Below are 13,321 nucleotides of genomic sequence, written 5' to 3'. Positions count from 1 at the left end.
ATACCAAAGATAATAGTAATCGATGCAAGGCTACTGCACCATTATCCAAATTGGTGTGTTTTTAGTGCTATCAATGGCACGATTGCTACCATAACTTGCGTGTTGATTTTGGCTACTTTGAGAGATTTGTCCGATAGTTACCCATTGACCACGTGGGATAATAATGGTCGTGTCTAATCGTTGACCTTGAATGGCATGATTACTATTTTTCTGAGAAGTTGAATAGGAGCGTGCAAGTTTTTCTTCAACTTGTGACAATGTTACTTCGACTTGACCAGTCGGTAATAATCTTGGCGTAACCGTGATGCCTTGCGTCGTTGGTAGCAATACCTGCTGCTGAATGACAATCTGTACTGAGGGACTTTTATAATTTTTATAACTATTTACATCGTAGGTTTGATTCAGCGCATAAAGCGTCCCTGTACTGATGCTGGCGGCACTACCTGACAAGGTTTGTACTTGGTATAAATTATTTGTTTGCTGTTGGCTATTGCTCTGATGAATAATCCCTGATCCTTGAATACCACGATTGCTAATAATGACCTGCCCTTGCTCAATATTACCTTGGTCGCTGCTATTGTTGCCAACACGCACAGCGACCGTCAATGCCTGTGGCTGACCGTCAATCTGAGTCAATAACTGCTGTACCGCCTGATAGTTAGCGGCTGTCGTATGCAACACTAACTTGTCTTGATAGGTAGTAACTGTACCGCCGTCACGACTATTATTTAGTTGCTGACGAACTGACGGCAATAATGCATCGCCACCATAGGTATGAATGACGTAGGTTTGAAAAGTCGCAGCTTGTGCGACTATTGGCACTACCGTCAAACTTAGGGCAAATGCTATTTGGCTAGCGTAAAACGTGCTGTTGCTAGATTTGAGTGTCGTGACGATGTTGGCAGCTTTGATGCTTCTGGCACCCCTGACAACAGCCACAGTGCGACTAAAACCCACTATTAGATTCTTGCTAAACTTATTCATGTCTAACTCCTAATAATCATTTCGCTTTATCAATAAGCCGTCCTCAGCAGCCACCAAACAGCAAGCAAGAAACATTAATCACTCAAACCTTACTTGCTCAAAAACTAGTCATTCAAACCCAACACGTCCTGCATATTATATTGCCCGACCTCTTGTTTGATAACCCAAGTCGCGGCACGTACAGCACCCGCGGCAAAAGTCATACGCGCGCGGGCACGATGGGTAATTTCAACCACCTCACCATCGGCAATAAACATCACGGTATGATCGCCAATGATTTCACCGCCGCGAATGGCATGAATACCAATAGTACCTGCTTTGCGTTCGCCCGTTTGCCCTTCGCGGCCATAAACAGCAACATCTTTTAAATTCTGTCCACGAGCTTCTGCAACGGCTTCTGCCATCATATATGCTGTGCCTGATGGCGCATCGATTTTATGCTTATGGTGGGCCTCGATGACTTCTACATCGGCATCCTCGCCAAAGGCCTTCGCGGCCATGCCGAGCAACTTTAATGACAGATTAACGCCTGTTGAATAGTTACCAGCATAGACAATCGCAATTTTCTCGCTAGCTTTTGCCAATACTTGCTCTTGCTGCTCATTGAATCCTGTCGTCCCAATAACCATTGCGACATTGTTTACCGCGCAAATCTGCATATTTTGTTCAGTGGCATCAGGCAAGCTAAAGTCAATTAGTACATCGATGTCATTAATGACAACTTTTAAATCATCGACAATCTGCACTTCTAAGCGACCGATAGCGGCGACTTCGCCAGCATCCGCGCCGACAAGGCTTGAACCTTGACGTTCTATCGCGGCATTTAATATCGTTTGCGAGTTGTCTTGTACCGCTTCTATTAGCATACGCCCCATACGACCACCAGCACCAATCACCCCGACTTTGATGGCTTGTTTATTTGTATTTTCTTGCGCTGTTATCTGTTGGCTCATATTTTTACCCTAAAAGCTCTATATTAATAAGAAAGGTTTTAAATGTTATGATGCTAAGTTTAGCAAATATCACCACCTGAATGGTTTTTTATAGCGTCAATAAAAACCCCCAGTGTTTCATGTGAAACACTGGGGGTTTTGTATCTAGTTATTTAACCAAACGAGTGATTAAAACGACTCAGTTAATCAAATAAGTCGCCAATCTTTTTAAAGAATGACTTCTTATGTGGCGACTGCTGATGCTTGCTATCACCGTCAAGCGTATCTTGGAACTGGCGCAACAGGTCTTTTTGCTCGCGAGTTAAGTTCACTGGGGTTTCGATAACCACACGGCAAATCAAATCACCTTTCATGGTGGTGCGTACTGGCGTCACGCCTTTGCCGCGCACACGTAGCAACTTACCACTTTGCGTGCCCTCTGCAACCTTGATTTTCACTTTACCATCTAGGGTTGGAATTTCGACCTCTTTACCCAGTGCCGCATCGGTGATGCTCACAGGTACATCCATATAGAGATCCGCGCCTTGACGGGTAAAGACATTATGCGGTTTTACGCGTACTTCAACGTATAAGTCGCCGTTTTGGACACCCGCGCCGCCCGCTTCACCTTCGCCTGCTAGACGGACGCGATCACCATCATCAACACCCGCTGGGATAGACACTTCTAGCGTACGTGATTTGTCTTTAACGCCATTACCGTGACAGTTAGAGCACGGATTTTTGATTTGTTTACCAGTGCCGCCGCAATGTGGGCAAGCCTGCTGCACGGCAAAAAATCCTTGCTGCATACGCACTTGACCTTGTCCATGACAGGTCTGACAAGTCACGATATCAGAGGCATTTTTTGCCCCTTTGCCATCGCACGTGTCGCAAGGCGCAGGCGCAGTGAAACTGATTTCTTTTTTACAGCCACGTACCGCTTCTTCTAGCGTCAGCTCAATGACGTAACGCAAATCAGAACCACGGCGCGAACGTCCACCGCCGCCACCACGCTGCTGACCGAAGATATCGCCAAAGTTGCCGAAAATATCACCGAAAATATCTTGGAAGTTGCCACCACCTGCACCGCCAAAGCCGCCGCCGCCCATGCCATTTTCGAAGGCTGAATGCCCCATGCGATCGTAAGCAGAGCGCTTCTCTTCGCTGCTTAGTACTTCGTAAGCCATCGATGCTTCTTTGAACTTATCCTCAGCATCTGGATCATCAGAGTTACGGTCAGGGTGATATTTCATAGCCAGCTTGCGGTAAGCTCGCTTAATTTCTTTGCTTTCAGCGGTCTTGCTCACACCTAATACTTCATAAAAATCACGCTTACTCATGGGCTCTCCTATCGTCTTTACAGTCCACCGGACAGTCGATTCAGTAGTTCTAGCCAACCACCACCTTAATACGACTCACTATGGCACTCAAAGGTTTCACATGAAACATCATAAATAGTGAGAGAAAAGAGGTGATACTGCTATGAATCTTACAAGCGAATACGGCGGGATGCTGCTTAGCCAAATCAATTATTAAAAGTTTGCGCTATTTATGGAGATGCTATGGTGATTTATCAAGCGCTTAGGCAGGGAAAGTATCCACTATAGTGCGCTTAGCCATACAAAAAGGTTTTATTAAGGAATGAACAAAGGTTTTCATACCTTAAAAAGGATCAGCCATGCTAATATTTATCGCTATATTTTCGGGTTTTTAGATTTATACTCACCAGTATTAAATCTGCCCATCATTACGTTTTTGTTTTGCGATAAGGGTTTGATTTTTATGAAGAAGCTGATTATTTTATTAATCGTCATTGCCGTCGCTGTCTATGCAGGCTCGCCCTATTACAGCGCTTATCAGCTTAAAAATGCCTACGATGCCAAAGACGGCGCGACCATCGCCGCAGCGATCGACTATGAGCAAGTGCGACCTAGTATCCAAAACCAACTCACCAGTCAGTTTACGGCGACTATGGCCAATTACCCATTGGTCGCTGAGTTGGGCGGCGAGCCATTGACCCAAGCCGCTAATAGTTTTATCACGCAGGCGGTGGATGGTGCTATCACCCCACAAAATATCGAAAAAGTCATCGATACCCAAGGTCAGGCTAATACCGCGACTAAAGAGCTGGCCGCCGCATGGGCAATCGCCAGTAATCAAGTCGATCTCAAAAATTTGATTCAAAATCTTATCATCCAGCGCGGTGATGTGGATGCAGTGGTCAAAAGCCAAATGCAGCAAATCATGGAAAAACAAGCCGCTGAACTGGAGCAACAGGTAGCGCAAGGGTCGGACAGTGACAAGCCAAAATTAAGCTATTGCGGTATTAATTGCTTCACTATTAGCGGTCAGGTGAAAGGTTATCCGCTCACCATCAAGATGCAGCGTAACGGTTTAATTGATTGGAAAATCGTTGATATCGTGTTGCCACAATAGACTTGCTATCTCCATCTGTTAGAGGTAATAAAAAAACCGCCACATAGATTACTTATGTGGCGGTTTTTTATTAATATTCAGAAATATCATCTCTTAATACGTTTTTTATTCATAAATTTATTAAACAGCTATATGAGCTACTGCACACCCAAAAATTCTAAAAACTCAGGACTCTCAAAGCTCGCTTGAAACAACACGCCATCTTCACGGTAGATAGCAGGCGTTGCCATCACCGCAAGCCCTGCTGCTTTTTCACGATTGGGCGTCACATGATCGGCTTTACAACTTGCTGGTGCAGGTGTCATCTCACCCTGCAACATTGCTTTATCAAAACCTTTACGGCGGCTGTCCTCGTCACCTTGGCACCAAATCCCACGCATTTGCTCAGGGGACTGCTCGTATATCGGATAACCAATGGTTTTGACCGTCACACCTTTGGCATTAAGCATCGGTAGCTGCTGATGCAAGCGGCGGCAATAAGGACAATTGACATCATTGGCCACATAAATAACCGCTCTCTCAGGGCCGGTCGCTGGATAATTAATCAGCTGGCTTTCATCTAAAGTTGCAAACACAGACTGATTTTTACGCTTTTCAAACTGCTCATCGAGTCCGATGAACTGACCATTTTCGATGACAGAAATCTCGCCATCAGTAATATATTGTGCATCATCCGATAGTAAAAAAGGCACGCCTTCTAATGTCGCACCCCAAATCACGCCTGGCACTGCGGTATAAAAGAACGGCGTTTTGGCACTCATGTTTTTCAGCGCATCCATATTTGCCAATATATCAGCTTTAACACTCGCACTGACAGGTTTGCCTGACTGCGCACTGGTGCTACGCGCTGGTGTCTTGGTGACTACACGCTTGCTTGGATTCTTTTGTAGCTCGCCTTGAATAACATATTTGCCATCTTCAGTGATATGCAAAGGCAACTGCCCCGCCAAATTGACTTGATACATATTGGGTAAGTTGGACGGCACAATAGAGCTAATTTGTGTTTTGATCCCTGCCTGAGTGAGCAATTGGCGCAAGCGACTGTCAACAGACTTGCTAACAGTGCCAGCAGCTTTTGTATTTTGAGTGCTCTGGCTGGCTTTTTGATTAGTAGCGGCAGTATCACTAGACTGGGCACAGGCGGTGGTTGCCAATAACATGGCGCCAATTAAACTGGCAGATTTTAATAGAGATGATTTCACAGAGACAGTCCTATCTGGTTTTAACAAAAACAGCTTTTGATAACAGCGCGTTTCAGTAACAACGATTTTTAATAACCTTTAATTTTAACAACACTCAATCTTAAGAATAGCCGTTTCTAATAATGCTCGCTTCTAACAATAGCCAATTTTAATAAAGACAACGATATTATGTAAAAAAATAGATTAAAAAAAGATAGCCAGACTTTAGCACAAGGAATACTTTTGCAAAGGTTTAACGGCTCAACTTTGCAAAACTGCTACTGAGCTTTAAGAGATAGGCAACACAGTGTGCACACGAGACATAACAGGGTAAAAGTGATAGTTAAAAACTACAGTTAAAAAACATGGTCAAACACTACGGTCAAAAAAAGCAGCACACGTGAAGTGGCTGCTGATTGTAAAGAAGTGCTTGCGAGTTCATTTCAAGATGAAAAACTTAGAACTTAGCGACTTCTTCAGGTGTTAAAAAGCGACTGTCGCCTTTCTCTAATCCTTCCAAAGTGATATGACCGACACTAGCGCGATGCAGCTCAACCACTCGATTGCCAAAGTAACCCATCATGCGTTTTACTTGATGATATTTACCTTGCTCAAGGGTCAAACGTGCATGGGTCTCGTCAATGAATTCTAGAACCGCAGGTTTTGTTTCTTCGTGATCGCCTTCTAAAAGAATGCCTTCAGCGACCTCTTTGACGGCATTGGCTTGCGCCGCTTCATCCATCGCATCGGCTAAAGTCAGCTCATAAATTTTGGCATGTTCGTGCTTAGGACTGGTAACACGATGCAACCATTTACCATCATCACTCATCAGTAATGCACCAGTCGTATCAACATCGAGACGCCCTGCAATGCGCAAACTACCAAGCTCTGGCACCGCAATCAGTTCAGTGACAATTGGATGCTCTTTTACTTTCAGCGTACATTCAAAGCCTTCAGGCTTATGTAATAGAATATAACGACTGCCCGCAGCGACCGATAATGGCTCGCCTGCCCAAATCACATCGTCATTGACCACATCGACGTGGACGCCTGGGTCTTTGATGACCTGATCATTTACCGTTACTTCACCAGCGTGCAGAATTTTTTTGGATTCTTTACGCGATAGCTCAGTGGCTTTACTCAAAAATTTATCTAGACGCATATATTGCCTACCATTCGTTTGATGATACCTACTTTACCGTAGCAGCTAACGACACCAGCACTCGCACTGAGCTTGTCCGCTATCTTCATGGGTCAGAAGTGGTACTATAATAAAAAATTAAATGAACACTGTACCCAATGTGGACGACAGTGAAAGTTAGACAAGTTTACCATATCCAACCTAGACCTGATGAAATATGAGCTATCAAACGCTAAAACGTGCTGTCACTGCGCGCTTAGAAATTAAAAAATCCGAGTTTATTGCTTACGCTTATCCTGTAACCTCGCGTGAGCAAGCAATGTTTCACGTGGAACAATTACGTGAGCAATACGCTGACGCCCGTCATCACTGCTGGGCGTATATCATTGGCGACCCCAATAACACCACCAGTGCTGGTTTTGATGATGATGGTGAACCAAATAGTACAGCAGGTCGCCCGATATTAAATGTGTTGCAGCATAAAGCGATCGGTAACGTCATTATTATCGTGGTGCGTTATTTTGGTGGTATTAAACTGGGCGCAGGCGGTCTAACCCGTGCTTATGCAGGCGCAGCGCAAGCAGTCGTCGATGAGATGGATTTAAGCCCTTATGTGCCAATGGTACAAGTGCAGATATTGGCAGAGTTTGCGACCGAAGCACAATGCCGCTATGTGGTCGACAGTTTAAATGGCTGTATCGATGATATCGCTTATAGTAAACAAGTGACATTGACCGTGACGATTGCTGAGGCAGATATCGACCATTTAAAAGAACGTCTGGCGATGGATGGGCGGGTATTAGATGCGTCGGAAAAATTGAATGAGTAACCATGCGTTCACTGAGCATTCACTAAATCTTATTGGTTTTGATAACTGGCATGGGTATGATAAGGCACTGATTGTTAAAGATGATTTTAACGCCCATTAAATAAGATACCTTTATGCCAACCTCAAATTCGCCAACGTCAAAATCGAGTCAACCCTTCTCTCCAGCGCCTTTTAAACCGCCCTTTTGGCTGACCAATCCGCACCTGCAAAGTATCCTTCCTAAGCTTTTTGCTCCTAAAGCACCCACTTATCGCCGTGTGGTCGAAAAAGACTCGTTGGATGAAAGTGATATTGCTTATGACTTTTATGATGCGCATCCTATCGAAACCGTAGAAAATGGCGAGCGTGAACAAACGCCATTAATCGTGCTATTCCACGGTATGGAAGGCAGCAGCGACAGCTATTATGCACGTGCTTTGGCGCATCAGATGCACGCTCAGGGCTGGCACTTTGTGGTGGCGCACTTCCGCAGTTGTGGCGGCATTCCTGCTAATGGTCGAGTTTTTTATAATGCGGGTGACACGGATGAAGTGCATCACGCGCTGCAAAACCTAAGTCAACAGTACGCCAATATTTATGCGGTTGGGGTGTCACTAGGCGGTAACGCGTTGGCGAAATACATGGGCGAATATGGTGACGAAGCAATCTGCCAAGGCGCGGCTGTTATCTCCGCTCCCGTCGATATGTCATCAGCGGCGCTTAGTATGCACAGCTTTTTGAGTCATCGTATCTATACGCCTTATTTGCTCAACCCCATTATCAAAAAAGCCTTAGCCAATGACATCAGCAAAGAGGAGATCGACTCGATCAAAGCGGTCAATCGCATCAGTGACTTTGACGATATCTTTACCGCGCCGCGTCACGGCTACCGCTCTAATAACCACTACTATCAAGCCTCATCAGCCCTGCCTTATTTAATAAAAGTAACGAAACCATTGTTACTTATTAGTGCCAAAGACGACCCCTTCCTTGGTTTTACCGCCACGCCAAACGATGTGTCTAACAGTGTCACTATCTTAGACACTGAGCATGGCGGGCATGTGGGTTTTATTCGTTATCTCTCTGATAAAGACAAATCGCCGCATCTTTATAAAAAATCAAGATTTGATATCAACTGGATACCTGAAACTGTCAGCGCTTATTTTAATCATATCGGTGTAGCATCTAATAAGCCCTAAAATAAGAATACTCACCTTACCTTTTACTCTTTTGAGATTGCACTATGTATCCCTTTATCCGTTATGCCAGCACCATCGCCCACGCCGCGCTACAAGTCAAAAAAGGCAATACCTTAACGTTTAAAGATACGAGTGAGATTAGCTTTCGCTGTCGTCTGACAGATATTGATAATTTCTTAGAGATGAATAATGGTCGCGTACTTACCCTTTTTGATATGGGTCGTACTGACTTCGCGGTGCGTAGCGGGCTTGGACGTCAACTGCTCAAGCAGCGTTGGGGTTTGGTCGTCGCTGGTAGTACCATCCAATATCGCAAACGTATTCGCGCTTTTGATAAGGTCACCATGAAAACGCATATCGTCGGCTTCGATGAGCGTTGGATATATATCGAGCAGTCGATGTGGGTAAAGGGCAAACCTTGCTCCTCTGCGCTACTGCGGACGGGCGTGACTGAAAAAGGTAAGGTGATAGAAACAGCACGTGTACTAACCTCATTGGGGCAAGCAGATTGGCAGTTGCCACCGAGTGGCTATGTAGCAGAATGGATCGTCAGTGATGCTGATCGCCCGTGGCCACCGCAAAGTTAGCATTTATTTTTTAACTTTATTCATAAGTCACAAACACCTATTCACAATCAGTTAACCTTATAACTACTATTTCCTAACAATACATTATATAAATATATATATTAAATATTAGGATAGTAGTGAGCATCATACTCAGCTCAACTAAATACTATCTAATTAAAACAGTCTTATAAGGAGAATAATATGGCTAACACGACGGATTATGTCGGTACGTTATTTGATAATAGTGAATCAAATCCAAGCAAAATCACCTTAGCATTTACTATGGCAGGTGTCGCACTTAAAAAAGGTCATTCTGCCTCAGTGATATTGATGGTGGACGCGGTACATTTGGCATTGCCCAACGCTTTAGATAACGTCAATATTGGCGCGCCATTTGAACCTGCGGGCGAATTGTTAGAAGCCTTTATCGAAAAAGGCGGTCAAGTATTGGTCTGCGGCGCTTGCATGAAACATAATGGTGTCGAAGAATCAGCCATCGATAAGCGCTTTGAAGTGATTAGCGGTGATGATGTGGTTGAGCTTCTGATGAATGCGAAGGGCTCTTTGCAGTTGAATTAAGCGTTTAATCTAAGCATCAAGTTGAAATAAATGGGTTGGTTTTCTTGGCTGTCTTTTTGATGGGTTGAGGGCTGACCTATTTCCGTTAATTCTTATGTTATAAACCTAGGTAGTAGTCTTAATAAAAAGAAGATCCTTCATGACCTTACTTATTATTATAAAATCAACGCATTCCATAAGCTAAGCAGTAGTTTCAGGCGATGTCAAGAAGGCTTAGCTAACCGCTGCTATTAGTTAAAAACTAAATAAATATGTATTCTTAGCAAAAATTCTTACCTTAAATATGCAAAGGTGAGAATTTTTATCTCTTTGAAGGATATATATAGTCTGATATTCTTATCACTGAATATTTTTTATCTACTAAATTAGATCGGCAAAATCTATATCGTTCTTCTCTGACTTTTCGATGAAATCTTTTGTCTTTTTTATCTCATCGAGTAATGCATCTTTATATGAGATAGCTATATTCAGTGCATCATCATATGTTGCTTGAATGAAATAATCTGGGAATTCTTCTATTAATGATATTTCCCAATATTTCACACCGTCTACCACTTCAACTATAGGCAATATTTCCTTATCAATAACTTTGATCGCTTTAATAAGAATACCATGCAACTCAATTAGATAGTCTTCTCTAAAAGAAGATATTTTACCAAAATCATCGCTAAACTCTATTGCTGTACCCATAAGAACAGGACTTTTTTTAATTTTTGGAAATGACTTTTTAATAAATGATAAATAAAGGCTCTTATTACTTGAAAAATCTAAAATACTTTTAATTTCAATTAATAAGGGAAGGTAGTAAAGTTTATTAAAGTTCAACTCATCCATCTCTTCCAATAAGGATAAAAAGTTTTCTGATTCAAAAAATATTTGGTTTTTATCCAGCCTATTAAGTATTTTCTTATATACTATTTCTTTGCCTTCTAAAGTCATTTGTTTAACAAACAATGAGGCAAAATATTCTTGTAAAGAGCGATGGGCAAAAGAATACAACCCATTATCTTCAATCCACAACGCAACGGCTGAACTTAAGTCTTTTAAAATCTTATAGTTTTCAAAATTAATTTCACTTTTATTTTTAATAATTTTAAATTTTTCAAATATAAAATCTGTATCCCAGCTAAACTTGCTTTCAAAATAAGATAGATAACAGAATAACTGTAATACTGTTTCGAACTCCTCTTGAATTAATCCAGATTGTTTTTGTCTAATGTAACCAACTTTAGTTTGACTATCGTGTTCTGAAAATAACGCTTGAATAACTCTGCGGTAGAAAATATGTTTTTTAGCTGGTATATCTGCATTAGATTTAAAGGTTAGAATATACAGTGATAGCAGTAAAGGGTTTGTTAGAAAGCTATTAATATGTCCACTACTATTTGTGATTATAGATTCATTTATTTTATTTCTAAGCTCAACTTCATCTCTTAATTGTGTATTTACGAATTCCGAAATTTCATTGTCTTCTATAGAAAGCTCTTTTACATAATAATTATGAAATCGTTGTAATTGCTCGATACCTGAGTAGGGTCTTGTAGTTAATATAAACTTATTGCTTGGATATTTATTCCTAAACTCACTTAAATTTTTAACAATATTAGATTTAACTTCAGTATTTAGTTCATCATAGCCATCTAAGAAAAATACGAATTTTCCTGTTTCAAATAGTTTGTCTAAAATTTTAGGATTTTCAGCAATACAATCTTCTAAGACTTTATTCCTAATATACTCTTGTAGGCTATTTTCATCGTTGTTCAAATATCGTAATTCTACAAGTACAGGAATTGCATATCCTGTTTTAATTGTATTTAGAAATAAATGTTTTATAAGTGTACTTTTACCACTACCTGCATCGCCTATAATAGTAACAGCATTAGAATTCTCAAATATATTAGCGACATTATTTGTTTCAATAACTTCATCATCATTCTTTAACTTTAAAGGATAATATATATTATAAATATATACTGGTGTATTACCTCTTAGTAGAGTTTTAAGCTCAGAATATTGATCAAACTTCTTATTTAAATATTTTTTTAAACCAATTTCAAAAAACTGTCTAGTTTGGTCATTTATATTTCCAACAGTAGGTCTGATCTCATCCAGTATTTTTTTTATTAAGACCGGAATAGTAGCTTTCAATACAAGTGGAGTTACTAAATCTGGCATCAAAATTCCTTATATTTTTATTAGATTGAGGTATTATAATTAAGTGTAGTATTACAGCTTTTACCTTTATAATCCAACAAAATTCTATTCAAACTAAGATTTTGAGTGGAGTTTAATTTATTTATCTATAACCCTGTAGTCAAAACCTACTTCTTTTATCGAATAACTAAATAAACACTATCCAACACACGCTCCGCCTACCTCTGTTAAAGTAAGTGAGATAAAAACCTAACAAAATAAAAAGGACGCCCGTCATGACCTTACTGAATACCCTTAATATAACCCACCCTATCGTGCAAGCACCAATGGCAGGCGCAACCACCCCTGAGCTTGCGGCGACAGTGAGTAACTTTGGTGGACTGGGTTCATTGGGATCGGGCATGACGCCGCCAGAGGTTTTGCATAGCCATATTGACACCATTAAATCGCTCACTGATCGCCCTTTTATGATCAATCTAATGGTATTGTCTGAGCATGAGTCGAATACCTTTGATACCGAAATCCCTGCTTGGCTAAGTCATTACTATCAAGAAAACAATATAGAGTTTGCACTACCTGAACGCCCAGCACTAAGCTTCGCGGATCAGCTGCAAGTGCTCTATGACAATCCCGTTCCTGTCGCCAGTTTTACCTTTGGCATTATCAGTGCCGAGCAAGTTCAGCATCTGCAAGGTCTAGGCACGCGTGTCATCGGGACGGCAAATCATCCATTAGAAGCGAAAGCATGGAGCGATATTGGCGCAGATGCGGTATGTGTACAAGGGGTCGAAGCGGGTGGACATCGCGGTGGCTGGCTCGCGCAAAGTGAAACCGATCCATTGGGATTATTGACGCTGATTACTCAAACGCGCGCGTGTACCGATATTCCGTTAATTGCAGCAGGTGGCATCATGACTGGGCAAGATATCAAAGCAGTGCAAACGGCTGGCGCTGAGCTGGCGCAAATCGGAACGGCGTTTTTGACCACAGATAAATGCGGTATTAATGATATTTATAAACAAGCACTACTTGATGCTAGTGAAAATAAACGCAGTGCTGAGACACGCTTAACGAGACTGTTTTCAGGTAAACAAGCTCGTGGTTTATTAAATGATTATTTGCGTGATTTTGCTCGCTTTGAAAGCGCGCATGAGCTACCGCCCTATCCACAATTAAATGCGATGACCAAATTTTTGCGTGGTCATGCGACCAATAATCTTGACCCAGAATATCAGTCTTTATGGGCGGGACAAGGCGTCGCTTTGGTCAGACAAGAGCGCACGATTGAGCTGTTAGAGCGCTTGGTCAAAATGTTATAGGCTTAAATATTTTTATCAG

General features: G+C 41.8%; 12 protein-coding genes. 6 read left to right on the top strand and 6 right to left on the bottom strand.

What is annotated here, in order from left to right; all coding sequences use genetic code 11:
- Positions 1-30: 30 nt before the first annotated feature.
- From JMW64_RS00560 to dnaJ, 3 genes are all read right to left on the bottom strand, one after another.
- A complete protein-coding gene (locus tag JMW64_RS00560; protein ID WP_201552274.1) occupies positions 31-984 on the bottom strand; it encodes a hypothetical protein in 954 nt (317 codons plus the stop codon).
- Between the two features lie 104 nt (positions 985-1,088).
- Positions 1,089-1,937, bottom strand: coding sequence for a 4-hydroxy-tetrahydrodipicolinate reductase (dapB, locus tag JMW64_RS00555; protein WP_201552273.1), 849 nt, complete (start codon positions 1,935-1,937; stop codon positions 1,089-1,091).
- 182 nt (positions 1,938-2,119) lie between these two features.
- Positions 2,120-3,256, bottom strand: a complete 1,137-nt coding sequence (gene dnaJ / locus JMW64_RS00550; RefSeq protein WP_201552269.1) for a molecular chaperone DnaJ — start codon at positions 3,254-3,256, stop codon at positions 2,120-2,122.
- A gap of 442 nt (positions 3,257-3,698) precedes the next feature.
- Here dnaJ and JMW64_RS00545 point away from each other — a divergent pair, with 442 nt between their 5' ends.
- Positions 3,699-4,352, top strand: a complete 654-nt coding sequence (locus tag JMW64_RS00545; RefSeq protein WP_201552268.1) for a DUF2939 domain-containing protein — start codon at positions 3,699-3,701, stop codon at positions 4,350-4,352.
- A 137-nt stretch (positions 4,353-4,489) separates the two neighbouring features.
- On the opposite strand, the gene JMW64_RS00540 is transcribed toward JMW64_RS00545, so the two are convergent.
- Both JMW64_RS00540 and JMW64_RS00535 read right to left on the bottom strand, forming a co-directional pair.
- Positions 4,490-5,554, bottom strand: coding sequence for a disulfide isomerase DsbC N-terminal domain-containing protein (locus JMW64_RS00540; RefSeq protein WP_201552266.1), 1,065 nt, complete (start codon positions 5,552-5,554; stop codon positions 4,490-4,492).
- Positions 5,555-5,990: 436 nt separating this feature from the next.
- Entirely contained in the window at positions 5,991-6,695 is a 705-nt protein-coding gene (locus JMW64_RS00535; RefSeq protein ID WP_045442943.1) for a pseudouridine synthase, read from the bottom strand.
- 196 nt (positions 6,696-6,891) lie between these two features.
- On the opposite strand from JMW64_RS00535, the gene JMW64_RS00530 reads away from it, so the two are divergent.
- The 4 genes from JMW64_RS00530 (at position 6,892) to JMW64_RS00515 (ending at position 9,829) form a co-directional block, all read left to right on the top strand.
- On the top strand, positions 6,892-7,503 hold the full coding sequence (locus JMW64_RS00530; protein ID WP_201552263.1) for a YigZ family protein: 612 nt from the start codon (positions 6,892-6,894) through the stop codon (positions 7,501-7,503).
- 113 nt (positions 7,504-7,616) lie between these two features.
- The gene (locus tag JMW64_RS00525; RefSeq protein WP_201552261.1) at positions 7,617-8,681 is read left to right on the top strand and encodes a YheT family hydrolase; all 1,065 of its coding nucleotides are present in this window, start codon (positions 7,617-7,619) and stop codon (positions 8,679-8,681) included.
- 44 nt (positions 8,682-8,725) lie between these two features.
- Complete coding sequence (locus JMW64_RS00520) at positions 8,726-9,268, top strand: acyl-CoA thioesterase (protein WP_201552259.1); 543 nt, start codon at positions 8,726-8,728, stop codon at positions 9,266-9,268.
- A 183-nt stretch (positions 9,269-9,451) separates the two neighbouring features.
- Entirely contained in the window at positions 9,452-9,829 is a 378-nt protein-coding gene (locus tag JMW64_RS00515; RefSeq protein ID WP_045442939.1) for a DsrE family protein, read from the top strand.
- A 360-nt stretch (positions 9,830-10,189) separates the two neighbouring features.
- Here JMW64_RS00515 and JMW64_RS00510 read toward each other — a convergent pair whose 3' ends face one another.
- The gene (locus tag JMW64_RS00510; RefSeq protein WP_201552257.1) at positions 10,190-12,004 is read right to left on the bottom strand and encodes an NACHT domain-containing protein; all 1,815 of its coding nucleotides are present in this window, start codon (positions 12,002-12,004) and stop codon (positions 10,190-10,192) included.
- Between the two features lie 254 nt (positions 12,005-12,258).
- Between JMW64_RS00510 and JMW64_RS00505 the strand changes: the two genes are divergently transcribed.
- The gene (locus JMW64_RS00505; protein ID WP_045442933.1) at positions 12,259-13,302 is read left to right on the top strand and encodes an NAD(P)H-dependent flavin oxidoreductase; all 1,044 of its coding nucleotides are present in this window, start codon (positions 12,259-12,261) and stop codon (positions 13,300-13,302) included.
- Positions 13,303-13,321: the final 19 nt, after the last annotated feature.

This window comes from Psychrobacter immobilis (genome assembly GCF_904846065.1).
Taxonomy (GTDB): Bacteria; Pseudomonadota; Gammaproteobacteria; order Pseudomonadales; family Moraxellaceae; genus Psychrobacter; species Psychrobacter immobilis_H.
Note: the sequence above shows the minus strand (reverse complement) of the source record. Positions and strands in the feature narration are given on the sequence as shown.